The organism is Cupriavidus sp. GW823-FHT07B10 (assembly GCF_058794355.1).
In genome coordinates this window covers 631,762-654,645 of the sequence record NZ_JBXAGS010000001.1, presented here as the reverse complement: position 1 = coordinate 654,645, position 22,884 = coordinate 631,762, and the positions used below count along the sequence as shown (strand labels likewise).

The following is a 22,884-nucleotide window of genomic DNA, read 5'->3' as shown; positions in this document are numbered from 1 at the left end:
ATCGGCAGCGCGGCCTCTTATATGCTATTTTTTTCCTATTTACGGGCTGTGACGTCGCCGTTTTTTCCCGTTTGAAGGACTATATGAGAGTGACAGCGGCCCTTCAATAAGCTATTTTCTACATATGATTCGCATCTCGATCCACCCGCACCTGCAGATCCGGGACGACGCCAGCCCCGGTGGCGAGGCCCTGGACGTGTCCCGCCTGGTGGCCCTGCTCGGCCATATCGAGGAATCCGGCAGCATCAGCCACTCGGCGCAGGCGGTATCGCTGTCCTACCGCTACGCCTGGGGCATCCTGCGCGATGCCGAGGCGCTGTTCGGCGGCCCGCTGATCGACAAGACCCGCGGGCGCGGCAGCGCGCTGACGCCGCTGGCGCAGCAGTTGGTGTGGGCCAGCAAGCGGATCGGCGCGCGGCTGTCGCCGACGCTGGACAGCCTGGCGTCCGAGCTGGAGATCGAGTTGAAGAAGCTGATGGACCAGCCCGAAGCCACGGCGCGGCTGCATGCCAGCCACGGCTTCGCGGTGGCGGCGCTGCGCGACTTCCTCGACGAGCAGCAGGTGCGGCACGACCTGAAGTACTGCGGCAGCGTCGAGGCCGTGGCGGCACTGGCCGAAGGCGCCTGCGATATCGCCGGCTTCCATGTGCCGGTGGGCGAGTTCGAGCACGGCATGTGGCGGCATTTCACCACCTGGCTCAAGCCGGACACCCACTGCCTGGTGCACCTGGCGGTGCGCAGCCAGGGACTGTTCGTGCGGCCGGACAACCCGCTTGGCATCCACACGCTGGAAGACCTGACCCGGCGCGAGGTGCGCTTCGTCAACCGCCAGGTGGGCTCGGGCACGCGCCTGCTGCTGGACCTGATGCTGGCCGCGCGCGGCATCGACACGGCCCGCATCGAGGGCTACAGCAACGGTGAATTCACCCACGCCGCGGTGGCCGCGTATATCGGCAGCGGCATGGCCGACGTGGGCTTTGGCGTGGAAACCGCGGCGCGGCGCTTCGGGCTGGCGTTCGTGCCGGTGATCAAGGAGCGCTACTTCTTTGCGATCGAGCGCGCCAAGCTGCGCAGCGCGGCACTGGCCGGCGCGGTGGACGCGCTTACCAGCGAAGCCTTCCGCCAGCGCGTCAATGCACTGCCCGGCTACGACGGCACGCTGACCGGCACCGTGCTGACGCTGGAAGAAGCGTTCCCGGATTACGCTGAGGCGCGCTAGCGCTCCAGCAACGAGAGGCGGTCAGGATGACCGGCCCATTGCTCATGGCCGGGGATCGGCCCTTTGGCCTTGAGCAACGGCAGCCAGTCAGCGCGCCGCGACAGTTCGGCATTGAGGGCAATGAAATGGCGCTGGTCCTCGGGCAGGTCATGCTCCGAGTAGATCGCGCCGACCGGGCACAGCGGCACGCACATCGAGCAATCGATGCACTGGTCGGGGTCGATGGCGAGGAAGTTGGGCCCTTCGTGGAAGCACGACATCGGGCAGACTTCGACGCAATCGGTATGGCGGCACTGGATGCAGGCATCCGTCACGACAAAGGTCATGGGGCAGTTGCGGTACGGCGGGTGATGACCGCGTGATGGTAACGCCCCGCCCGCGGGCGCGGGACGCGCCGCATTGTGCGACTCCTTCAAATCCGCTGAAGAGCCGCGCCCGGCCTGGCCCGGGCGCAGGCGCGTCAAGCGGTCTCGCGCATCAGTTCCTCCTTGCGCGCCGCCATGGCCTGTGCCACGTCGCGCAGGTTGACCTTTTCCTTGATCGCGTTCTTGAACAGCTCGCCCTCCTCTTCCTCGATATGGTGGGCAACGTATTCTGACAGCACCGTGTAGTTGGCCTCGAGCTTGTCGCCGGCCGGATCCTCCTCGATCGCAGCGATCAGGTCCTTCGCCACCTGGTGCTCGACCTCGGCCTCGTCCAGCAGGTCGTCGATCTCGTCGCTGACGCCGCGCAGCGCCGGATAGAAGATCTCCTCCTCGATGGTGGCGTGCACCGTGAGCTGGTGGCACACGTCCAGCGCGATCGCCTGCTTCTCGTCGCGATCTTCAGTGTCCTTGAACGCCTTGAACTGCTTCTTGACAGCGCGATGGTCGTCCATCAATGCGCCGAGGGCCTGGGCCTGGTCTGCGGGAATCTTCGACTTGTCCACGGCTTTCTCCTGGTGGGATTTGCCGGCGCTCCGGCTTTGCGCTGGGGAGAACGCAGATTCCGTGCCCGCCCCAGCGCAGGCAGCGCACCTGCCAGTCGTTGCAATTCCTGCGCGAAGCCTTGTAATTGTGCCCGCAGCGCCGCGTCGGTCGGACCAGGCTTGCCGCGGCTTCATTTGCCTGCATACCGTGCCTTGGGAGCCCCCTCACCTTTGCCCTGTGCGGGGCAAGCGCGGCATGAAATTTGCGGCGTGGCGCAGTAAGCCGAAACAGGAGTATCCCTGTCCGAAATGCAACCGATACCGGACGGCACGTCCGCGCCGTTCATCACCACCATGCCGACCTCATTCCTCTACTCCAATTGTGCCGATGGCCAGCCGGCCATGATGGACGAATTACAAGCCGCGCGCGAGGCCGGCTATGGCGTAGATGCGCGCCATGCCTTCTGGGAAGAAGAGCCCGCGTCAGTGCCCGCGCTGCAGCGCCCGCGCCTGCGCGCGCTGCAGCACCAGGTGCAGCCGGCCGACTCGGTCGTGTCACTGCGGCTGTGCAGCCTGGGCTGGAGCGTGCCCGAGGTGCTGGCCACCATCCGGCGCTTCCGCCTGCTGGGGGTGGTGTTGTATTGCGTGCAGCTGTCCCGTGACGACCTGGCCAACACCACGCCGCCGGAGGCGGTCGAGGTGCTGCGTGCGGTCGCCGCGCTGGAAGGCGCCGCCCGCAGCGTGCGCGTGCGCGAGAGCCTGGCCGCGGCCAAGGCCATGGGACGTCAGGTGGGCCGCCCGCCCAAGCACACGCCTGAACAGCGCCATGCGATCCTGAACGCGCTGGCCGCGGGCAATTCAGTGAGCGAGACCGCGCGGCGCTTCAGCACTTCACGCCAGACCGTGCTGCGCATCCGCGCCGCCGAGCCAGGCGCCCAGCCCCATGCGGCATCCGCGGCCATGGCCGACGCTGAAGAATCGGCGACCGAAGCTGCCACCGGATGAGACCGACAGCAGCACAGCGCGCCGTGCCCCCATGCCCGAGCACAGGAAGCTGCCCGTCAGCCGCGATGAACTGAACCAATGCCGGCGTTGCCCGTTGTGGCGCAATGCCACCCAGGGCGTGCCCGGCGCCGGCGCCGCCCATGCGCGCATCATGCTGGTTGGCGAGCAACCGGGGGCGCAGGAAGACCTGCAGGGCTCCCCCTTCGTCGGCCCGGCCGGGCACCTCCTGGACGAAGCACTGGCCAGCGCGGGGCTGGACCGCGACAAGCTCTTCATGACCAATGCGGTCAAGCACTTCAAGTTCGAATGGCGCGGCAAGCGCCGGCTGCACAAGTCGCCGGCACAGCAGGAGATCGAGGCCTGCAGCCTGTGGCTGGAGCGCGAACTGGAGAAGGTCGGGCCCAGGGTCGTGGTCGCGCTTGGCGCCACCGCGGCTCGTGCGGTGCTGGGCCGCAAGAGCGTGTCCCTGGCTGGAATGATGGAGACGCCAGTCGAGCACGAGGGACGGCTTGTCATCGCCACCTACCACCCGTCGTTCGCCTTGCGCCAGCGCACCGACGAGGCGCGAGCCGCCACCTTCGACCGCATCGTGCGCAGCCTGCGCGCCGCCGCGCGGCTGGCGCGCGGCGGCGCGGAAGGCTGAAGCAGCAGGCCACTCCCTGAAGGGAGAAGATTCCATCGGCCGGCAGGATACCGTCACGACAAAGTACCGAAGTCTTGCAAGTTCTCGATACCGAAATGTTATCGAGTCGCGAGAAAAATGGTAATGGATTAATCGCTGGGCGCTTCTTAAAGTTGCACGGACAGAAGGCGATCGCCCTCTCGTTCTCCCAACTTCATTGCACCAAGGAATCAGCATGGATCCCACTCCTCAGGAAATGGAAGCCACCCGCATCGCGCGCTGGGGCAAGGTCAAACCTTACGGTGAGACCTTCATCGAAAGCCGCCTGCCCGGCATGAAGAAGAACATCTACAAGATCATGAACCGCGGCGTGCTCGAGAACAAAGGCGTCGAGCCGGCGATTCCGGGTAACCACCGCTTCGGCGTGACCTTTATCGAAATCCCGGTCGGGCAAGGCGCCAGCCTGCACGCGCACAAGACCGAGGAAGTGTTCTGCCCGTTGAATGGCCAGATGGAAGTCATCTGGGGCGAGAAGGGCCAGTACTCGCTGATGCTGAACCAGTGGGATGTGATCTCCTGCCCGATCGGCGTGATGAGAGGGTTCCGCAACCCTAACGACCACGCCCTGGTCGTGTACTCGGTGGTCGGCGGCACCGACGAGGAGTGCGGCCGCATTGCCTGGCACCCGGACGTAGTGAAGGCAGCCGAGGCCACCGGTCTCGTCTACGGCAAGGACGGCTACATCACGGAAACGGAAGCGGACAAGGCGGAACACCGCGCCGCAGACTGAAGACGGCCGCCGGGTCGCTCAGGGTGCTTGCGCCCGGTAGCCTTCGGCGCTGGCCCGGGCTGCCGCAGATTCCGACCTTGGCCGAGTCCGGCTTTGCGGGCTATCGTTCCGAGACCATACAGGCGCTGTTTGCTCCGGCAGGCGCACCCGAGCCGCCACCTGTACGTCCGTCGCATCCTGCCGAGCAGCGAAGTGCGGCAACAGTCGCGCGATCTCGGCTTCGAGGCCGTGGCTGTGCCAGCCCACAGAACTCGCTGCCCGGGTCGCGGAAAATGTCCCGCGCCGGGCCGAAGTCGCGAACAAGGCACGTATCCAGAGCGACTGAGACCGGGCGCCAATGTCCGTCTCCTCGCCAGGCAACATCCACTCTTTCAATCATCAGGAGCCGACCATCATGACATCTGCCTCCGCAGAAAGCGCGCTTGCGCCATCCGCATCGAACGCGCAATCGATTCCAGCCACCCCCGAGGCACTGCTGAAGGCCGTGCTCAAAGCGAATTCCGGGACACACGACCCGCGCACCAGGACCATTCTTGATGCGCTTATCCGGCATGCGCACGCCTTCGCGTCAGAGGTCCAACTGACCTATGAGGAACTCCACCATGGCCTGGACTTCATGGTCCGCATCGGCCAGGCCACCGGACCGAAAAAACACGAGGGCATCTTGCTGGCGGATATTCTCGGGCTTGCCACGCTGGTGCTTCTGATGGATGCCAAGGCCGTGCTTGCAGCCGGCGGCACCGAGCCCGCGCTGATCGGCCCGTTCTGGCGTGCGAACCAGCCGGTTCGCGCCAACGGCGCGCACATCGCAACCCCGGACACCACGGGCGATCCGCTGTTCGTGCAGGGACGCGTCGTGTCGATCGACGGCACGCCGATCACCGGCGCGCGCGTCGAGACATGGCAGGCGGCGCCAAGCGGCCTGTACGAGAACCAGGACGAACACCAGGAGGACATGAACCTGCGTGGCGCGTTCGAGACCGATGCCGACGGGCGCTTCTGGTTCGAGAGCGTGCGGCCCTCAGGCTATGGCGTCCCGATCGACGGCCCCTGCGGCGACCTCCTGGCCCTGCAGAACCGCGACCACATGCGCCCGGCCCATCTTCACTTCATCGCCATCGCACCAGGGCACAAGGTACTGACCACGCAGATCTTCGATGCCCTGGATCCCTTTGCCTTCAGCGACGCGGCGTTTGGCGCCGTCGGCTCGCTGCTGCGCGATTTTGAGCCGGTCGATGGCGGCGGCTTCCGTCTCGATGTCGAACTGAAACTCGAACCGGGGGAGACGCGCCTGCCCAAGCCGCCCTTGCCCTGAACCTCTTTCGACTCACGGAGATGTTGAACCTGCCCGCCCGGCGCCCTGCAACTTGGCGCCGAAGCCGCGGACCCTGACGTGCTCGCTCCGTAGTTCATTCAGGTCACGCGACCGCCAGCATTGGATGTCCACGCAATCGTGGCAGTGCTGGCGGTCGCCAGTCCGGCGCCATGCGCGGACGCGGCGATCCGGCCGGGCTTGTTCTTCCGGCGTCATGACCAAACGGCATCGCTCGATGCCGCTTGGCAAGAACCCCTGCCGACTCAGGGCACCAGCACGAAACGCTGGCGCGCGCCCCTGGCCTGCGCGGCCCACACTTGCCCGACATCCTCCAGCGGCGCGGTGACGATATCGATTTCCATGCGCCCTGCCGCGGTATGCCGGCATAGCTCGGCATAGGCCTGCGCCTGGACCGCGACGGGCGCGTGGTAGTAGGCAAAGCCCATGATGTCGAAACACGCCTTGCGCGCCGCGGCGCCGGCAAAGGCAATGGTGGGCGCCACCGTGGTGCCGATATGGACCAGCCGCCCGCCGTGGCCAAGCGCCAGCAGCGCGGCCTCTGCCGGCGCGCCGCACAGGTAATCCAGCACGATGTCGACGTTGCCGTCGGCCGCGTTGCGATAGGCATCCAGCAAGTCGCCGGGCTGGTCGAGCGGCACCACCGCATCCGCGCCAAGCCGGCGTGCGCGCTGCAGCGCCTGCACATTGCGCCCTGCCGCGATCACGCGGCCGGCACCCAGCAGCTTTGCCGCGGCCACCGCCAGCAATCCCGAGATACCGGTCGCGCCGAGCACGAGCACGGTCTCGCCCGGCTGCATGCGCGCCCGCCACGACAGCGGCAGCCATGCCGCCAGGCCGGCGTTGCCGAGCGCGGCGGCGCGCTCGTCATCGATGCCGTCCGGCACCGGGAAGGTCAGCGCCGGATCCACCAGCGCGCGCTGCGCCATCGAGCCGAACGGCGCGACCGGTGCGTTGACGTTGAAGTAGACCCGTTGTCCATCCGCAAGCCGCCCCACGCCCTCGCGCCCGACGACAAAGCTGCCCGCCGCCGGCTTGATGTAATGCCGGCCCTCGGCAATGGCCATATCCAGCCGTGACAGCGCCGCGGCGCCTACGTCAACTACCACCTGCCCGCCCGCCGGGGTGGGATCGTCAAACTCCTGGTACACCGGCGCCCTGCCGGCGAGCGAAACCGCTCCTTTCATGTGCTTCTCCTTGTCCTTGATGTCCTTCTGGTCCGGGTCGATCTGCGACTTGGCATCGCCTGGTCAGCAGATTACAATGCAATCGATTGCACAACAAACGCGAAGCTGGCCGGCATCGAGGCCGATTCTAGGAATGGCCGCAGCCCGGCGTCCAATCCACTTTTTGGCGGCATCCCGATAACCAGAAGGTATGGCAAGCAGCCTGCCGCACATGGCACGACAGCGATGAGCAAACCCACCATCAAGCAGATCGCCGAGGCATTGGACGTCCATCCTTCCACCGTGTCGCGCGTGCTCAACCCCGAGACCCGCCACCGCATCGGCGACGAACTGGTGGCGCGCGTGCTCAAGGCGGCACAGGACCTGCACTACTCGCCCAACCGCATCGCGGCGGCACTGCGCACGCGGCGCTCAGGCACCATCGGCGTGGTGGTGCCTGACATCGGCAGCCCGGTGTTCCCGCCGATCGTACTGGGCATCGAGAACGCCCTGTCCCGGCATCGCTATATTCCGATCGTGGCCAATGCCGGCGGCGACAAGGCGCGCCAGACCTTTATCGTCGACCAGCTGCTGGCGCGCCAGGTGGACGGCCTGATCCTGGCCACCGCCGAGCGCAACGACCCCGTGGTGGCGCACTGCCTGGCGCAGGGCGTGCCCATTGTGATGGTCAACCGCAGCGACGATGCGGGGCGCGTGTCGAGCGTGGTCGGCGACAGCCGCCAGGCGATGGCGCTGGCCGTCGGCCACCTGCATGCGCTGGGCCACCGCCGCATCGGGCATGTTGCCGGGCCATCCAGCCTGTCGACCGGGCATGAACGCGAGGCGGGCTTCCTGCAGGCAGTGGCTGACCTGGGCCTGTCCGCGTCCCAATGCCCGGTGGAGCGTGCGCCGGCTTATACGGAAGACGCCGGCCAGGCCGCGTGCGCGCAGCTGCTGTCGCGGCGGCAGCGCATCACCGCGGTCGTGGCCGCCAATGATTTCCTTGCGCTCGGCTGCTATGCGGCCGTGCGCGCGGCGGGCGGCAGCTGTCCGTCGGACCTGTCCGTGGTCGGTCACAACGACATGCTGCTGATGCACGCGGTGTCGCCGGCACTGACCACCATCCGCGTGCCGTTCTACGAGATGGGCACGCGCGCGGCGGCGCTGATGCTTGGCGCGCTCGACGGCAGCATCGCCACCACGGCGCGGACCCTGCTGACTCCCGAGCTGGTGGTGCGGGCATCAACCCGGCCCCTGTAAGGCGGCCGCCATATGGCTCCGCTTCTTTGTGCCTTATCGTGCAATCGATTGCACGATAAGGCACCTACCCTGAGGCATGACGATGGATCTCCGACAGCTTCGCTATTTCAAGGTGCTGGCCACGCTGCAGCACTTCGGCCGCGCCTCGGCTGCGCTGCATATCGCGCAGCCCGCGCTGAGCCGGCAGATCCGGCTGCTCGAGGAAGAGCTGGGCGTGCGACTGCTGGAACGCCATGTGCGCGGCGCCACGCCCACGCCGGAAGGCCTGGTGTTGCTGGACCGCGCGTCCTTCCTGCTGCGCTATGCTGACCAGGTCAAGGTCGACATCGCCGACCTGGCGGCCTCGCCGCGCGGGCTGGTGGCGCTGGGACTGACCCCGGCGCTGGCGCCGCTGCTGTTCATCCCGCTGGCCGAGGCGCTGCGCCAGCGCTATCCGGAAATCCGGCTGCGACTGGTCGAGAACTTTGCGCCCGCGCTACAGGATGCGTTGCTGCAAGGCACGCTCGACGTCGGGCTGCTGAGCGGGCCGGTGTCGAGCCCCGGGGTCTCGGTAGTGCCGCTGGTTGCCGAAAGCCTGTGCGCGATCGGCCCCTGGGGCGCTGCGTCGCTGGGGGATGGGCCTGTGGACATTGAACAGCTGCAGGGCCTGCCTCTGATCCTGACCGGGGTGTCCAAGTCAGGCGTGCGCCTGGCGCTGGAAGCGCTGGCGGCGCGCCAGCGGGTGGAGCTGCAAGTCACGATGGAGGTCGAATCAATCGAGGTGGCCAGGCGCCTGGTGGTGCGCGGGTTCGGCTGGACCGTGCACTTTGCCGCGGCGATACGCGACGAGCTGCAGGCGCAGCGTCTGCAGGCCTTGCCGATTCGTGGGCTGGAGTTGCATCGGATGATCGGCTATGCGGCCGCGCGGCCGCCGTCGCGGGCGACGCTGGCTGTGATGGAAACGCTCAGGGATGTTGCCAGGGAATTGGCGGTTGATGGGAACTGGCCTAATAGTCGGTTGTTGGGGGAGGTCTTGGATAGTTAGCGGACGCGCTTGGCGGGCGCGGCTGTTGGGCAGTCCACCTCGTCATGCAGCCGCGCTACGGCGCTTGTATTTTGGGGGAACCCGTGGCCACCACGCCATTGTGGTCGGTCATATCGCCCGTTTGGGTGGGCGGCGCGTTGACTCGAAAACGCACGCCTTCCAGTAGCTTGTCCCAAAGGACAATGGCTTCCTCGTCGCTCAGCGATGCCTTGTCCGCAGCGACGACCTCTGTTCGCATATTCGCGTGGATCCAAGCTGGGTGCAGCGTAGAACGTTCCCTACTAAAGTATTGGGCACCACTCCCGAGATTAGCTTCCGCCGGGACCTCCATCGCATAGCGCCCAAAGCAAACCTGCTTGGTCTTGGCAAAGAGGGTCTGCAAGCGCGGTGACATCGCTACGGATTCCAACTTTCCGTTCTCCGGCGCGGCATACGATTGGCCGCCCACCATCAGCAGGGCAGTCATGCTGATGATGGCCAAGGCGCGGTGGATCATTGCTCCTCCCATGTTGTAGTGCTTGTGCGATCTGTCATGTCACCGACCGTGATGATGCGGCGGGGGCTCATGTGCTGGCCTCGCCCATCCACGTCCAGACAACCAGCGCTTCGTCGGACGGCAAAAGCCCGAAGCGGATCATCGGCATCCCTTTTTGCCGCAGGATGCCGGACTTGCTGGCCACCCAATCCGCCTGAGGGTGTCCGGGCGGAAGCGAGGCGCGCCAGATGCCGGACAGCGGGGTGGTTTCGCCCGACCGAACCGTGACCGGATCGCCGGTCTGCGTCGGCGGTGCGTTCACGCGGAAACGCACACCATCCAGCAGCCTGTCCCAGAGGGCTACAGCTTCTTCGTCCGTCAGCGATGCCTGATCCGCAGCGCCGATGCGATTGGCCGCCACCTTGGTGTACATCTTGGCGCCGATCACTGCCGGATGCAGCGTCGTTCGCTCCCTGCCAACAGCTTCCCACTCGAAGTCATGTGTGCCATCCGCACGGCGGACCAGCGATTCTTCCCCTTGCCAGACGCCGACCGTGCGCTTGCCCTCGCGCAGGGTCGTCAATTTCGGGTAGCGGCTACCCAGGTACTTCCTTTGCTCGGCAATCGAAGTCAGCAGACCAGGTTCGCCGTCCACGCTGGCCAGCTTGTTGGAGTCCACGGAAAAGCTCACATCGGGCAGGCTGGGCAGCCGAATGCCTGCGCCAAAGATTTCCTGATAGCTGCCGGACGCGTCCGCGACGAAGCCGTGGTCGATGCAGACGCCGGGGGCCGTGGGGATTTCTGCGTTGTCGCGTGCCCGTATGCCACGCACTAAGGGGGCGAGCTTATCGCCACCAGTAAACCACTCGAACAGATTCGAACCAGATGCTACGAAGGTATGCTTCATTTCCACCCCGTAGTCGATCGAGAGCTGGTCTTCAAAATATCGAATTTCCCAGCTTCGCGAAGTCGCCGCCTGACCAAAATAGCTAATCTTGGCAGTTCGATCTTTACTAAGGATCTCGCGACGAAATGACTCCGCTCGTTCTTTCAAGCGCTCCGCTTGTCCGACGTGCGTAATAATCTTGCCGGGAAACTCCCGGAATCCCCACAGCATCTCGGCTTCGACCGGGACTTCCATCACATAGCGGCCAAAGCACACCGGTTTGGTCTTGGCGAAAAGGGTCTGCAGGCGCGGCGACAGCGCAACGGGTTCCGACATCTTGTTCTCCGGATACGCAAACGATTGGCAGCCCGCGAGCAGCAGGCCAGCCAAGACCTTGGTGAAGCCGCGGCGGGTCATTGGCCCCACCATGTCGCAGTGTTGGCAATCTTGATGATCGAATACAGCGCGCTCGCCAGCACCTGGTCATTCTGATAGCTGCCCTGATGCTCGTAGCCAGTTTGCCGGAATAGCGTACCGCGCACGGCTTCGGCGGACGCCTTGGCAGGCACCGTCTGGTCACCTGCGTCAATCGGTGGCTCCAGGCGCAGTGTCAGCGGCTGTCTGCTCTTGGTGCGCACCACGATGCGGCCCTCGGCATCCTCGCTCTCGATGGTCCACGTGAGTGGGTCGCCATGTGGCGCGAGATCGGCCGTCTCCGCCCGCCAGGTCACGCTGCCGTAGGACTTCTGCGAACTGTCCTCGCCGTAGCTGGCATAGGTCGTGGGGTGGTACAGGTCCTTGATGTTCTTGTGGAAAAGCTGCGCGGCGGCAATCCGCTTCTTCGCAAGTGCGTACGGCTCCGCCCCTCTAAGATCCTTATCTGCCGGATTAATCCATTCCGGATTCAACAGCCGCCACCATGCCTGAGGATTGCGCGTGTAGATGTCGTAGACCGGATCGCCCACCGCCATCGGCGGCGCCGGCTTGTCCACGCCCAGCTTCTGATGCAAGTCCAGATCGCTCAGATACGCCTTCAGCGGTGCATCCGATGCAATCGGCAGCGCCATGGCCTGCCGGTAGTCGCCGGTCTGCAGACGCAACCATCCTCGCGGATAGGAGGCGGTCGGCAGCAGCTCCAGCGGCCCCGAGGCATTGGCAAATACCGCCGTCACTTCCTTGCCTGTTCTGCCCATCACATTGCGGGCAATGTTCCCAACCAGATTGTCCTGCACGTCGGACCCTGTGCGCACGCGCTTGTAGGCCGCCCCGGCGCCGAGCGCAGGCTGGACGCTATGGTAGACGCCGAGAATCTTGTCCTGCGCGTTGCCGTAGTCCGGATGCAGCAGGGCGCGGGCCACCAGGCCACCCATCGAGTGCGTGACGACGATCACCTTTTTGCACTGCCGCCCGTTGGCCTTGTACATCCCGATGATTTCGTCGATGCGCCTGGCCAGCTTCTTTGCGGACGTGCCATTGCTTTCCAGCCAGTTGTAGCCCATCGCGTAGACCGGATACCAGCAGTTCGCCACGCGCAGGACATCGGCCTCGGTCAGCGCATCGCCGGCGCCGCCCCAATAGGCGGGGTTGACGCCCAGCACTTCCACCTTCTTGCCCTTCTTCCAGGCCGGCGAGAGCTCCCCGGCCACCAGCATGTCGTTCAGGTGAGCCTCCATCAGCTTGATCACCTCGCCGTAGGTCTCGAACATGACTTCGCTCCAGCCGCGCCAGCGGGCCTTCTGCGCGGCGGTGGCCTCGTGCTTGCCACGCTTGGCCTTCCACTGCTCGGCGGCAGGCGGCAACGGCGCGCTCATCAGCAAGCCGATATCGGGCAGCCCATCGGGGACGTTGGCGTGCCGCTTGTCGGAATTGACCGTTTCCTCGCCGGTCATGTCGAACTTTCCGGCGTCCTCGGTGATCTCGTAACGGTCCACTTCGGTTTCATCGGGATCGAAGTTCATTTGCCGCCGACCCGGAGAGTCGTTGCGGCGGGCAAGCGTGTCCCCAGTGTCATCCGGCCGCCAGGCAATGTTGTCGTCGCGCTTGAGATCTTCCTGCCGCTTCCGGCTCATGCGAAGGTGGCTCCCCATGATGCCCGGCAGGAAGATGACCGGAATCACCTTGTCAGGCGGCACCGGCAGACTGGCGCGGCGCGTGTCGGTCGAAGGTGTGAGTGCAACGACGGCTCCGGCGTGTCCGCCGATCTCTTCGCCGGTTTTCAGATGGATGCGATCAGTGGCCACTTGCGGACTCCAGAATCTGAATCATGATGTTTTCAGCGCCCTGGCTTTGCTGGAACTTGGTCAGCCCATCGGGGCCGGTGAGGCCCTCGATCACGTTGCCGTCGGATTGCGTCAGCCGGAATTTCCGGTTCCTGGCGGGCGAGCCGTCGGGCAGATGCAAGTACACCTCCTGATCGAAATCGCTCTGTGGTAGCGCCAGGGCGCTGGGGTTCATGCCATCCGGGCCATCGACACTGAAATCGGTCGCGTGAATCTGCCTTACCCCGCCCATGCCCTCGACGATCTGCGAGGGAGTCACGCGCATATAGGTCTGCCCGACCTTGAACAGAATGCCCTGGTCGGCCTCGAAAACGATGTCGCCAAGCGCGCGGAAATGAATGTTGCGTTTGGTGGTGCCCTTGATGTCGCCATCCTGCGCTTCGAGCGCAATGTGGTCCGTGGCGGCCACCAGCCGTATGCCGAGGCTGTGCGCGAACAGCGCAATCCGTCGCGCCGCGCTGGCAAAGATGCCGCCGCTGCTGACGATGGATGCATGCTTGCCAGTCGTGACAGCCAGATGCTCGCCGCTGTGCAATTGGGTGGATTTGGCGGTTGTCGCGGCCAATCCTGCTGCCGACGCAAGGACGAGATGAGGCGAGGTCAACTCGCCATTGATCTCGCCCGAACCGCGGATTTCTTCATCTTGGGCCTTGAGCGCCTTGGCGACGTCCTGCTGTTCCTCATCCTGCGCGTGATGGTGCTGCGCGAGCTGGCCCATGGTGTCGTGGGCATGCTGGGCCTGCTGCAGCCGGTCAACCGTCTCGCCCATGTCCTTATGGTGCGCCCTGGCATCGGGTCGGGGCTCGGTGCTGATCAGCAGGCCATCGCCGCCGCGCACGGCACCGTGCCCATCGGTGCGCAATTCGAAGCCGTTGCCCCGATGATCCTGGCGACCCCGGTTGTCCTCGATGCGGCTCAGGTAGCCCAGGCTCAGTTGCGAGCGCTGGTAGTCCGAGGACAGCTGGGACTGGATTTGCCCCTTGGTATCGTCGAACACCAGATGACCGCTGCTGGAGCCGTCATGCTCACGGCTGCGAATGCCGGTCAGCGCATGCTGATGCGGTAGCTGCCACGGCGGCATGTTGAGGCTGTTCGGCACCGCGCCCATCACGATGGGCTTGTCCGGATCACCGCCGTCCAGGAACATCACCAGCACTTCGCTGCCGATGCGCGGGATGCTGACCTGGCCGTACTGCGAACCCGCCCATGGCGTCGCCACGCGTACCCAGCAGGACATCCTGTTGAAGCGGTCCCACGGAAACTGCACGCGCACGCGCCCGAAGCGGTCGGGCCATACGATATGGCCTTCGGGGCCAACTACCGTCGCGCTTTGCGGGCCAGTGACCACTGGCCACGGGATGCTCAGTGCCGGACGGAAGACCTCATGGGTGGGGTGACACTCGAATTCCACCCGGCAGTGCCACCGCTGGCCTTCACCAGAGGCTTCGGCCACGTCTTCCAGCCTGAGGCTGGTGTTGAGCACCACGTATTCGCGGTTGGCGGCGTGCTGGGGGTGTCCCTTGACGTGCATGGTGCAGCCGGGCACCACGGCACGCAGGTTGCCGGCGCCAAAGCAGCGCAGGCCGCGCGAACGGATCTCCTCCATGCGGATGCGGGCGATCATGTCGCCTTCGTCCCACGGGCGGTTGTCCGTGGCGGGCTGGGCGTGCTCGCTGGGGAAGTCGTACACCTCCTGATGCAGCGCGCCAGTGTTCAGGCCAGTGTCCCGCGGGTCCGAACTGCTGGCGCTCAGGTTGCCGCGTGGCTGGGTGAAGCTGTAGGCATTGGTCGTGTACTTGCCTGCGACCACGGCATCGACAACCGAGAAGGCATCGAGGTGTTCCTGATCGACCCGGGCGCCAGGCGGATGGATTTCCAGCGCCTGGTACGCCTCGCTCGGCATGCTGAAATAGCCACCGACGTGATCGACCAGAACCAGGCGGTGCTTGCCGTCAGAATGTTCGAAGAACCACGATATGCCCCAGTGCTGCATGAGGCGGGCGATGAAGGTGTAGTCGCTCTCGTCGCACTGGGTGCGGTACACCCGCCTGGGGTATTTCGCCACGTCGAGCCTGCGCTCAACCGGAAAGGAGTACGCAGACAGGACCTCTTCGATGATCTCGATGTCGGTGCGGTTCTCGAAGACGCGGCTGTTCCGGTTCTGCGAGGCGATCCACAGCCAGGGGCGCAGCGTCAGTCCGTAGACGAAGTGCCGCCCTTCGGCGCGCAGGTAGCGGGCACGATCGACAATGCCGCTGATCTCGCGAGTGCCTGCGCCAATGCGTCCCGCCAACCCCGTACCCATGCCGTCGAGTTCGACATGTACGGTCAGCTCGCGCCCGTTCATCTCGCGCAAGTCGAAGTTGCCTTCCGGGCCGTGGAAGTTGTAGGCCTTGTCCGGCGTCTTCAGTTCGATGTCGTATTCGAACAGGCCGCAGACGCCTTCCTTGCCCTCCAGGCGCACGAAGGTGAAGGGGGATTGCCCGAGAATATCCGGCAAGGCGGGGCCGGAGACCGTGACGGTGCGGGCGGGAAAAGGCAGGTTGTCGCGAATACCCATGCGAGCGGCCTCCTGAGAGAGGATTACCGCATGGCACCCGTATTACGCGCGAAGCACCTTCTGCGGAGCGCAGGCGATGTTATCCGCAAAACGTGCGTTACACGTGTCAAAGATTGCAACGTTTATCGAAAAGCCAGCAAATTAGGACGATTCCTAGCCATCATGCAGCGCATTCCGCTGCCGCCTGCAGACCTGTCTGCCTCGGCACGACACCCGACCGCATGGCGCCAATGCAGACAGCCCGCTAAAAGACGTGCTTGACCCCCACCATCGTCCCGAACTGCGACCCACCCGCCCTGGGATTGGACCCCGCCGCCCCGGCACTGACTGACTGGGCAAGCTGCCCACCGTTATCGATGAATCCAGCCGTGGCATAGACCGAAGTCCGCTTGGAAAAGGCATAGGCACCGCGCAGCGCATACAGCATGGCCTTGTTGGCGCTGTCATGGAACTTGAGGTAATAGACCTGCCCGGCCAGCGTGAAGGCCGGCGTGATGTCGTAGGCCATGCCGCCATACCAGAGCTCGCTGCGCGGCGTCGCGCTGCCTTCGTTGTCGCGGCGGATCACGCCCACGCCCAGCTTGGCGCGCGACAGCAGTACATAGCCGCTCAGCGACAGGCGGTCGTCGGTCAGCGACTTGTTGCCAAGCCCGCCGAATGCGCCGGGCCCGCCGCGCAGCGAGTCATAGGCAGCGGTGACGCCCCAGCCCTTGTGCTCATACCGGATCAGCGCCGACCATTCCCGGCAGGCAGACTTGCTGGCAGGGTTCTCGCCCGCGCAATTGGTGCCGGCCGGACTGGGGCCGGCGTTGATCGCATCGCGCCCGAAGCTGTAGGTGGCACCGACGGTCAGCCCGCCGAAGGTGCCCTTGTAAGCCACCGCATTGTCGGCACGCGTATTCGGCAGGTAGCTGTCGAGCGACGCCGCGCCGTACACGTTGGGGCCGAGGATGTCCGAGTCCAGGTTGGCCCAGAACAGCATGGTGTACTGCCGCCCCAGCGACAGCTGGCCCCACTTGCCACTCAGCCCCACCAGCGCCTGCCGCCCGAACAGCCGTCCGCCCTGGTTGGCACCGCCGGTATCGGGGGCGAAGCCGGACTCCAGCACGAACACGCTCTTGAGCCCGCCGCCCAGGTCCTCGGTGCCGCGCAGGCCCCAGCGCGACGGCACGGTGCCGGTGAGGGTCGGCATGCGCACCAGGCTGTCGCCGCCCGCGCCGACCTTGTTCACGTATTCCACGCCGGTATCGATCACGCCGTACATCGTCACGGACTGCGCCGCGGCCAGCGTCGGGCTAAGCGCAAGCAGCGCGGCCCCCATGGTTCCGATCTTCATTTGCTGTCTCCTCCGTGGGTCTTTCTTGTCGTTGTGGTGGTACGCGGCCGCCGCCCTATGCAGCCGTGGTGTTGTAGCGCTGATGGATGTTGTTGAGGCTCCGGTAGGCACCGGCAAACTCCCGCAGCTCCAGCGACAAGGCCAGGTAGCGGCGCCGGTATGGCTCGGCGAAATACGCGGTCAAGGTATCGAACAAGGCGCTGACGGTACGGTCGAGCACGTCCTGCGAGCGCCCCCGCGCGACGGCCAGCGTCACGTGCACGAAGGCATCGTCGCTGCTGCCGTCGGCCATGCGGTAGGACTCCAGGCATAGCGCGCGCGCACGGATGCCGCCCACCGGAAACGCGCCGTCCTGCGCGATCAGGACCGCGCTCAGTCCGGCCAGCAAGGCATCGATGCGCACGACCGGCGCGAGGTTGTGGGTGTATTCGACGATCAGGTGCGGCATGGCGTATTCCCTCCTGTGCGCTTGCGGCGCCGATGGCTAGCGCGCCTTGCGCGCGGCAAAGCCGCCGTCGGCATGGACCACCTTGCCGTCGACCATCGTCAGCACCGAACGGATGCGGTGGATGTCTTCAACGGGGACGGTCAGGTAGGGCTTGTCGAGCACCGCCAGGTCGGCCAGCTTGCCGGCCTCCAGCGTGCCGCGCGAGGCCTCGTCGAATGAAATCCACGCGGCATTGGCGGTGTACAGCCGCAGCGCCTCCAGCCGCGACAGCCGGAAGTCCTCCTTGCGCCTGACTTCCTTGCCGATCGAATAGCCGCCGACGTGGAACTCCAGCGCGCGCCAGACGCCGGGGATGCCGATGCGCGTGGCATCCGTGCCGCCCGCCACCTTCAGCCCGTGCTGCAGGGCCAGGCGCACGGGCGGCGCGGCCTCGGCCACATGGTGGTCGTTGGCGTGGCCGATGGCGCCGGCCTCGAAGTACGGCCCCATCTGCACCGTGTAGGAAAGCCCAAGCGCCTTCATGCGCCGGAACGTCTCCGGCTTGCCGGTATTCAGGTGGGCCATGGCCCAGCGCAGCTTGCCCAGGTCATGGCGCTTGCCCACTTCCTCGAAGACATCGAGGATCACGCTGGCGGCATCGTCGGTATAGGCATGGATCTCGACCGGATAGCCGCGGCTGGCGGCGAACGTTGCCACCTTGAGCAGTTCCTCGCGGTCCTTCGCCGACGGCTGGAAGCCAGGTCCCATCTTCACGCCGTCGTCCATGCCGAACACCAGCATCTCGCCCGGGCCGAGGAAGCGCAGCTTGCCGTCGCCCAGGCGCGGCGGCAGGTAGGCCAGCGTATTGCGGAACCATTCGGCCTCGTTGCCAGCGACCATGGTCGGGATGCGGTAGCCGACCCGCAGCGACAGGCTGTCCTCGCGCCACAACGCGTACAGCGGATCGTAGGCCGGGCCCGGTCCCGCGGTAGGGTCGATCAGCGCGGTGACGCCGAGGCTGTTAAGGCGGCTGAAAAAGGATTGCAGGCTAGCCCTGGCGTCGACCTGGCTCTGCGCCAGGATGCGGCCGAACAGCGCCGACAGCGGCCGGATCGCGCCGAAGATCCGGCCGGTGGGGCGCCCTTCGCTGTCGCGCTCCACGCGGATGCCCGGCGGCAGCGCATCCGGCTGGTCGAGCTTGAGCGCTTCGATCGCCCTGGCGTTGACCAGTGCATAGTCGTACAGGTACTGCACATAGGCCGGATTGTCAGGCAGCAGCGCGGTCAGCTCGGCAGGGGTCGGCGCGCGCTTCTCGGTGAACTGGTCGGGGTGCCAGGAACCTGTCACGGCCACCCATTTGCCGGGGCCACGCGACAGCGCGGTCTTGCGCAGCAGCCCCAGCCCCGCGGCCAGGCTGGTGGTCTCGCCTTCATACCAGTAGGTCTCGAAGGCATAGCTCTGGCCGCCGCGAATGGCGTGGATATGGGTGTCGATCAGGCCGGGGATGACCGTGCGCCCGCCCAGGTCGATCACCTCCGTGCGCGGGCCGGCCAGGCGCCGGATGTCCCGGCTGGTCCCCACCGCGGCAATGCGGTCGCCGCGGATGGCCAGGGCCTGCGCCACTGTGTCCGTGGCGTTCATGGTGAGTACCGTGCCATTGACCAGGATCCGGTCGGCATACGCGCCGGCTTGCGCCTGCGCTCCCGAAGCCGCCACCAGGCAGCCGACGGCCATGGCATGCGCCAGGGCCCGTGCAATGCAACGCATATCGATGTTCCCTTCGTGCAGGAGAGGTGGCGCCCGGCCCCCCGGGCGCCGTGGCGGCGTTACTGGCCCGGCTGTGCGCCCGAGCGCTTGACGATGGGCTCGAGCTTGGCGATGTCGGCGGCGATCAGCTTGTCGAAGGCAGCCGGCGTCGAGGGCTTGGCCTCGGCGCCTTGCGCAATGAGCTTCTCCTTGGTCGCCGGCGCGCTGAGCGCTTGCTGCATCGCCGTGTTCAGGCGGGCGACGACATCCTTGGGCGTGCCCGCGGGCGCCAGCACGCCGAACCAGGCATCGAAGACATAGCCCGGCACGCCCGCTTCGGCGATGGTGGGCACGTCCGGCAGCGACGGCACCCGCGCCGCCGTGGCCACGCCCAGGATGCGCAGCTTGCCGTCCTTGACGAACTGCAGCGCAGTGATGGACGGCGCGAAGAACATGTCGACGCGCCCGCTCATCACATCGGTGATCGCCGCCGGCGCGCCCTTGTACGGGATATGCCGGGTCTGCACGCCCGCGGTCACGTTGAACAGCTCGCCGCTCAGGTGCGAAGAGCTGCCACTGCCCGCCGAGCTGTAGGTGACGGAATCGGGCCTGGCGCGCGCAGCCGCCAGCAGGTCCTTGAGCGTGCGGTAGGGGCTGGAGGCGCTGACCACCAGCAGGTAGGGCATGGTCGCCACCGTGGAGATGCCCTTCAGGTCGCGGGTGGTGTCGTACGGCAGCTTGGGATAGAGCGTGGGATTGACCGCATGCCCGGCGGAGGTCAGCAGCAGCGTGTAGCCGTCCGCGGGCGCCTTGGCCACCACCGCGGTGCCGATGGTCCCACCCGCGCCGGGGCGGTTGTCCACCACGATCTGCATGTTCGAGCTGGTGCCGATCTCGGCGCTGACGATGCGTGCGAGCAGGTCGGTGGCGCTGCCGGCAGCAAACGGCACGATCATGCGGATCGGCTTGTCGGGATACGCTTCGGCTTGCGCCGCGCCGTGCAGCAGCGGCAGGCAGAGCGCCGTCGCAAGCGCCGCGCGCAGGATGTTCTGGAATTTCATTGGGGTACTCCTGGAATCGTGGGGGATGGCCTGACGTGCGCCGTGCTCAGAAGACGTGGCGCATGCCCAGCGCAACGGTCTGCGGATCGGCGCCGGCGGAAATGCCCAGCTCATTGATCGCAAAGTCGTAGGTGGCATTCTTCTTGTTGAAGATGCGGCTGTAGAAGCCAAACACCGAGGTGCGCTTGGACAGCGGGTACTCATAGCCCAGGGTGGCCTGGACCGCGCCGGTATCCGCTCCGCTGCGGAAGAAGCCGACAGTCTCGGTGGCGTTGCCACGGCCGTTGCCGGCCACGCCGACGCCGGCGCGCAGGCTGCCCGTCCATAGCTTCTGCACCACAGACGCGTAGTAGGCATCGCGCTTCAGGTCGCCGGTGGCGGTGCGGTAGTGCAGCCGCTCATAGATGGCCGAGACCTTGGTGGTCGGGAACTGGTACGACAGCCCGATCTTCATACCTTCGTCATCGCGTCCCGCGGTCTGGTAGTTGTTGTGGCGCTCATAGGCCAACACGACATTGAGCGGGCCGTTGTCATAGGCCCCCGCGAACGACCACAGGCTCGGGTTGCGCGGCACCGTAATGCGCTCTTCGTTGATACCCCAGGTCACGCCGCCGCTGAAGCCGTTCCACTTCGGGCTGCGGTAATGGACACTGTTCTTCTGGCGGCGATCGAAGGAGCTGGTGTCCTGGACATTGTCGGAGGTCGGGGTCGAGCCATTGCCGATCAGCGCCATGTAGCCAGCCGTGGTCGGATAGAACGGATCGTAGGACGAGGTGGCTTCCAGGTAGGGCGTGGTCCAGTTGCCCATGAAAAAGCTGCCAGCTGAGCCGGCCAATCCAATGCGGGTGTTGCGGCTGGCCAGTTGTCCGCTGCCCGTATCCAATGAGATATTGCTCTCGATCTGCCAGATCGCCTTGAGGCTGCCATACAGCGATTCCTCGCCGCGCATGCCGAAGACCGAGCGGTTGTTGGTCAGCCGGCCGGTGCCGCCCAGCTTGGTGCCGTCGGAAGCCGTCGACGCATCGGAATACTCCATCGATGTATTCAGCCGGCCATAGAGCGTGACATTGCTCTGTGCGAAGGCGCCGGTGCAGCAGGCCGCAAGCGCCGCAAAGGCGGCACCCGCAAGGGGGTTCTTCATATTGTCTCCAGTGTCTTGCGCCTGTCCGAACCGATACGGGGATGCCTGCCCCGCCCTGTGCACGAAACCGCGGGCAACAACGACCCCTGCCCCATTTACGGCATCAGCATCTGGTGGATTCTTGGTGGCGCTCTTTTAGTGCGGCGGATTTACGCGACCATTCAGCGTGAGGTGATTCTAGAAATGGTGAATCACAGCGTCCATTCGCATTTTCTTTTCGTCACCATACCGATTTGTTATTGGAATACCGGGCCCGCGCCACGCCTTGCCAGTGCCGCAAAAGCCGACGCTGTCGGGCTTGAGCATAGGTACTTGGGGACGTGCCTGGTAGCCGGTGTGGCTGTACCACTGCGTTCCAGGCATAGGACGCTGGACGCCGGAAGCCGTGCGCTATGCCGCGCACTCCCGGGCGCGGCCGCAGGCAGCCATGACCGCTCGTCGCGCTCAATAGCTTGTGGATGTGTCGCATGGCACCCGCCGCATCAGAACGTATAGCCGAGCGCCAGGTAGAGAAAGCGCGTGTTGTGTCCGCCAACGGCTTTCAGCGTGCGGCTCTCATCCACATACACGGCGCCGCCATTGACCAGCACATGCCGGCTCGCCTGCCATGCAACATCCACAGAGAGCTGGCTGCTGCTGTACTGGCCGGAGCGGCCCGCGGTGCCGGGAACCGGGATGCCCGCCGAGGTGTAGACCGCGTCGTGCGTGGTTGCCCGCCAGATGAAGTCACAGGCGAAGGTCAGCTTGATGCCGGCCGCGGGAACCAGCGTCAGCGACGGCTGGATATCCAGCACGTTGGAGGCGCCGATCAGGCCGGCTTGATTGAAGTAGGCCTCTTGCGTTACTGGCCTGCCTTTACGGTCGTGTAGCTCGTGATCAGATTTCGATAATCAGGGATGTGATTCGAAAATAGCGTTCCAAGTCCCTCGATATCATTCCTCCAGTCGCGGTGCAGTTCGCAGGCGATACCAAACCACGTCATCAACTGTGCCCCAGCCTCTGCCATCCTGTTCCACGCCGAGTGGCGCGTTACTTCATTGAACGTACCCGATGCATCCGTGGCGACGAACACATCATAGCCTTCGGCCATCGCGGAAAGCGCTGGAAAGGCAACGCAGACCTCAGTGACCACGCCGGCAATTATCAACTGCTTCCTTCCCGTGGCCTTCACTGCTTTGACAAAGTCCTCGTTGTCCCACGCATTGATTTGTCCTGGCCGAGGAATGAAAGGTGCATCGGGAAAAATCTGCTTCAACTCCGGGACCAGAGGGCCATTTGGTCCATCCTCGAAACTGGTGGTCAGAACGGTGGGGAGCTTGAAATACTTGGCAAGGTCTGCAACGGCCAGAACATTGTTCTTGAACTTGTCTGGCTCGATATCGCGAACGAGGGAGAGAAGACCGGCCTGATGATCGACCAAGAGAACGGCTGCATCATTCTTGTCCAACCGCTTGTAGGGCTTGCTCATGGCAATCTCCTTTGTAGCAGGATTGAGCCAAATTCGGCACTTTCTGTGGGTGACGGCGACTCACCGCCGACTCCTATTCTTGTCGATCGAACCAGAATTTGAAAGCAGGGGCGGCCGTGGATCTTTCCTCCGACTAACGGGGTATGATCATTTGTCCGTAGAGACGGCATGAACGGTCG

At 65.3% G+C, this 22,884-nt stretch carries 20 protein-coding genes and 1 pseudogene; 7 read left to right on the top strand and 14 right to left on the bottom strand.

Annotation, left to right across the window (positions count from 1 at the left end; genetic code table 11):
• Positions 1–124 precede the first annotated feature (124 nt).
• On the top strand, positions 125–1,219 hold the full coding sequence (locus AC1Q6V_RS03170; protein ID WP_010811241.1) for a substrate-binding domain-containing protein: 1,095 nt from the start codon (positions 125–127) through the stop codon (positions 1,217–1,219).
• Here the strand turns inward: AC1Q6V_RS03170 and fdxA are convergent.
• Together fdxA and AC1Q6V_RS03160 are read right to left on the bottom strand one after the other, a co-directional pair.
• Entirely contained in the window at positions 1,216–1,545 is a 330-nt protein-coding gene (gene fdxA, locus AC1Q6V_RS03165; protein WP_010811240.1) for a ferredoxin FdxA, read from the bottom strand. The genes AC1Q6V_RS03170 and fdxA overlap by 4 nt on opposite strands.
• A 134-nt stretch (positions 1,546–1,679) precedes the next feature.
• On the bottom strand, positions 1,680–2,147 hold the full coding sequence (locus AC1Q6V_RS03160; RefSeq protein WP_010811239.1) for a hemerythrin domain-containing protein: 468 nt from the start codon (positions 2,145–2,147) through the stop codon (positions 1,680–1,682).
• A 288-nt stretch (positions 2,148–2,435) separates the two neighbouring features.
• Here AC1Q6V_RS03160 and AC1Q6V_RS03155 point away from each other — a divergent pair, with 288 nt between their 5' ends.
• The 4 genes from AC1Q6V_RS03155 (at position 2,436) to AC1Q6V_RS03140 (ending at position 5,858) form a co-directional block, all read left to right on the top strand.
• A complete protein-coding gene (locus tag AC1Q6V_RS03155; RefSeq protein WP_454750033.1) occupies positions 2,436–3,131 on the top strand; it encodes a recombinase family protein in 696 nt (231 codons plus the stop codon).
• Positions 3,132–3,162: 31 nt separating this feature from the next.
• Positions 3,163–3,774 (top strand): UdgX family uracil-DNA binding protein, encoded by a 612-nt coding sequence (locus tag AC1Q6V_RS03150; protein ID WP_041687167.1) that lies wholly within the window; start codon positions 3,163–3,165, stop codon positions 3,772–3,774.
• 214 nt (positions 3,775–3,988) lie between these two features.
• On the top strand, positions 3,989–4,543 hold the full coding sequence (locus AC1Q6V_RS03145) for a cupin domain-containing protein (RefSeq protein WP_011614618.1): 555 nt from the start codon (positions 3,989–3,991) through the stop codon (positions 4,541–4,543).
• A gap of 394 nt (positions 4,544–4,937) precedes the next feature.
• Positions 4,938–5,858 carry a dioxygenase family protein gene (locus AC1Q6V_RS03140; RefSeq protein WP_454750042.1) on the top strand — a complete coding sequence of 307 codons (921 nt, stop codon included), beginning with the start codon at positions 4,938–4,940 and terminating at the stop codon, positions 5,856–5,858.
• 263 nt (positions 5,859–6,121) lie between these two features.
• Here the strand turns inward: AC1Q6V_RS03140 and AC1Q6V_RS03135 are convergent, their stop codons facing one another.
• The gene (locus AC1Q6V_RS03135) at positions 6,122–7,063 is read right to left on the bottom strand and encodes a zinc-binding dehydrogenase (protein ID WP_010811234.1); all 942 of its coding nucleotides are present in this window, start codon (positions 7,061–7,063) and stop codon (positions 6,122–6,124) included.
• Between the two features lie 225 nt (positions 7,064–7,288).
• On the opposite strand from AC1Q6V_RS03135, the gene AC1Q6V_RS03130 reads away from it, so the two are divergent.
• Both AC1Q6V_RS03130 and AC1Q6V_RS03125 read left to right on the top strand, forming a co-directional pair.
• On the top strand, positions 7,289–8,302 hold the full coding sequence (locus AC1Q6V_RS03130) for a LacI family DNA-binding transcriptional regulator (RefSeq protein ID WP_010811233.1): 1,014 nt from the start codon (positions 7,289–7,291) through the stop codon (positions 8,300–8,302).
• 82 nt (positions 8,303–8,384) lie between these two features.
• Complete coding sequence (locus tag AC1Q6V_RS03125) at positions 8,385–9,326, top strand: LysR family transcriptional regulator (RefSeq protein ID WP_037025144.1); 942 nt, start codon at positions 8,385–8,387, stop codon at positions 9,324–9,326.
• Between the two features lie 55 nt (positions 9,327–9,381).
• Here AC1Q6V_RS03125 and AC1Q6V_RS03120 read toward each other — a convergent pair whose 3' ends face one another.
• From AC1Q6V_RS03120 to ycaC, 11 genes and pseudogenes are all read right to left on the bottom strand, one after another.
• A complete protein-coding gene (locus AC1Q6V_RS03120) occupies positions 9,382–9,822 on the bottom strand; it encodes a T6SS immunity protein Tli4 family protein (protein WP_011614615.1) in 441 nt (146 codons plus the stop codon).
• 67 nt (positions 9,823–9,889) lie between these two features.
• Positions 9,890–11,104, bottom strand: a complete 1,215-nt coding sequence (locus AC1Q6V_RS03115; RefSeq protein ID WP_454750032.1) for a T6SS immunity protein Tli4 family protein — start codon at positions 11,102–11,104, stop codon at positions 9,890–9,892.
• A complete protein-coding gene (locus AC1Q6V_RS03110) occupies positions 11,101–12,927 on the bottom strand; it encodes an esterase/lipase family protein (protein WP_454750031.1) in 1,827 nt (608 codons plus the stop codon). The genes AC1Q6V_RS03115 and AC1Q6V_RS03110 overlap by 4 nt, the downstream gene beginning before the upstream one ends.
• Entirely contained in the window at positions 12,917–15,526 is a 2,610-nt protein-coding gene (locus AC1Q6V_RS03105; protein WP_492316310.1) for a type VI secretion system Vgr family protein, read from the bottom strand. Before AC1Q6V_RS03105 ends, AC1Q6V_RS03110 begins: the two co-directional genes overlap by 11 nt.
• Before the next feature lie 244 nt (positions 15,527–15,770).
• Positions 15,771–16,862, bottom strand: a complete 1,092-nt coding sequence (locus AC1Q6V_RS03100; RefSeq protein ID WP_010811227.1) for a porin — start codon at positions 16,860–16,862, stop codon at positions 15,771–15,773.
• A gap of 55 nt (positions 16,863–16,917) precedes the next feature.
• Positions 16,918–17,310 carry a 5-carboxymethyl-2-hydroxymuconate Delta-isomerase gene (locus AC1Q6V_RS03095; protein ID WP_454749306.1) on the bottom strand — a complete coding sequence of 131 codons (393 nt, stop codon included), beginning with the start codon at positions 17,308–17,310 and terminating at the stop codon, positions 16,918–16,920.
• Positions 17,311–17,346: 36 nt separating this feature from the next.
• A complete protein-coding gene (locus tag AC1Q6V_RS03090; protein ID WP_454749307.1) occupies positions 17,347–19,056 on the bottom strand; it encodes an amidohydrolase in 1,710 nt (569 codons plus the stop codon).
• A 59-nt stretch (positions 19,057–19,115) separates the two neighbouring features.
• Positions 19,116–20,096: a tripartite tricarboxylate transporter substrate binding protein gene (locus AC1Q6V_RS03085; protein WP_010811224.1), complete on the bottom strand. Its 981-nt coding sequence runs from the start codon at positions 20,094–20,096 to the stop codon at positions 19,116–19,118.
• 46 nt (positions 20,097–20,142) lie between these two features.
• Entirely contained in the window at positions 20,143–21,237 is a 1,095-nt protein-coding gene (locus AC1Q6V_RS03080; protein WP_011614608.1) for a porin, read from the bottom strand.
• Between the two features lie 482 nt (positions 21,238–21,719).
• Positions 21,720–22,064 (bottom strand): annotated as a pseudogene (locus AC1Q6V_RS03075) (alginate export family protein); the annotation flags it as partial.
• A 14-nt stretch (positions 22,065–22,078) separates the two neighbouring features.
• Positions 22,079–22,705 (bottom strand): isochorismate family cysteine hydrolase YcaC, encoded by a 627-nt coding sequence (ycaC, locus tag AC1Q6V_RS03070; RefSeq protein WP_010811221.1) that lies wholly within the window; start codon positions 22,703–22,705, stop codon positions 22,079–22,081.
• Positions 22,706–22,884: the final 179 nt, after the last annotated feature.

Bases quoted from the DNA above. Each gene is read 5' to 3' on its own strand.
- fdxA (WP_010811240.1), bottom strand. From the start codon at position 1,545: ATGACCTTTGTCGTGACGGATGCCTGCATCCAGTGCCGCCATACCGAT.
- AC1Q6V_RS03080 (WP_011614608.1), bottom strand. From the start codon at position 21,237: ATGAAGAACCCCCTTGCGGGTGCCGCCTTTGCGGCGCTTGCGGCCTGC.
- ycaC (WP_010811221.1), bottom strand. From the start codon at position 22,705: ATGAGCAAGCCCTACAAGCGGTTGGACAAGAATGATGCAGCCGTTCTC.
- AC1Q6V_RS03145 (WP_011614618.1), top strand. From the start codon at position 3,989: ATGGATCCCACTCCTCAGGAAATGGAAGCCACCCGCATCGCGCGCTGG.
- AC1Q6V_RS03095 (WP_454749306.1), bottom strand. From the start codon at position 17,310: ATGCCGCACCTGATCGTCGAATACACCCACAACCTCGCGCCGGTCGTG.
- AC1Q6V_RS03085 (WP_010811224.1), bottom strand. From the start codon at position 20,096: ATGAAATTCCAGAACATCCTGCGCGCGGCGCTTGCGACGGCGCTCTGC.
- AC1Q6V_RS03155 (WP_454750033.1), top strand. From the start codon at position 2,436: ATGCAACCGATACCGGACGGCACGTCCGCGCCGTTCATCACCACCATG.
- AC1Q6V_RS03170 (WP_010811241.1), top strand. From the start codon at position 125: ATGATTCGCATCTCGATCCACCCGCACCTGCAGATCCGGGACGACGCC.
- AC1Q6V_RS03150 (WP_041687167.1), top strand. From the start codon at position 3,163: ATGCCCGAGCACAGGAAGCTGCCCGTCAGCCGCGATGAACTGAACCAA.
- AC1Q6V_RS03140 (WP_454750042.1), top strand. From the start codon at position 4,938: ATGACATCTGCCTCCGCAGAAAGCGCGCTTGCGCCATCCGCATCGAAC.
- AC1Q6V_RS03135 (WP_010811234.1), bottom strand. From the start codon at position 7,063: ATGAAAGGAGCGGTTTCGCTCGCCGGCAGGGCGCCGGTGTACCAGGAG.
- AC1Q6V_RS03115 (WP_454750032.1), bottom strand. From the start codon at position 11,104: ATGACCCGCCGCGGCTTCACCAAGGTCTTGGCTGGCCTGCTGCTCGCG.
- AC1Q6V_RS03105 (WP_492316310.1), bottom strand. From the start codon at position 15,526: ATGGGTATTCGCGACAACCTGCCTTTTCCCGCCCGCACCGTCACGGTC.
- AC1Q6V_RS03090 (WP_454749307.1), bottom strand. From the start codon at position 19,056: ATGCGTTGCATTGCACGGGCCCTGGCGCATGCCATGGCCGTCGGCTGC.
- AC1Q6V_RS03130 (WP_010811233.1), top strand. From the start codon at position 7,289: ATGAGCAAACCCACCATCAAGCAGATCGCCGAGGCATTGGACGTCCAT.
- AC1Q6V_RS03125 (WP_037025144.1), top strand. From the start codon at position 8,385: ATGGATCTCCGACAGCTTCGCTATTTCAAGGTGCTGGCCACGCTGCAG.
- AC1Q6V_RS03120 (WP_011614615.1), bottom strand. From the start codon at position 9,822: ATGATCCACCGCGCCTTGGCCATCATCAGCATGACTGCCCTGCTGATG.
- AC1Q6V_RS03100 (WP_010811227.1), bottom strand. From the start codon at position 16,862: ATGAAGATCGGAACCATGGGGGCCGCGCTGCTTGCGCTTAGCCCGACG.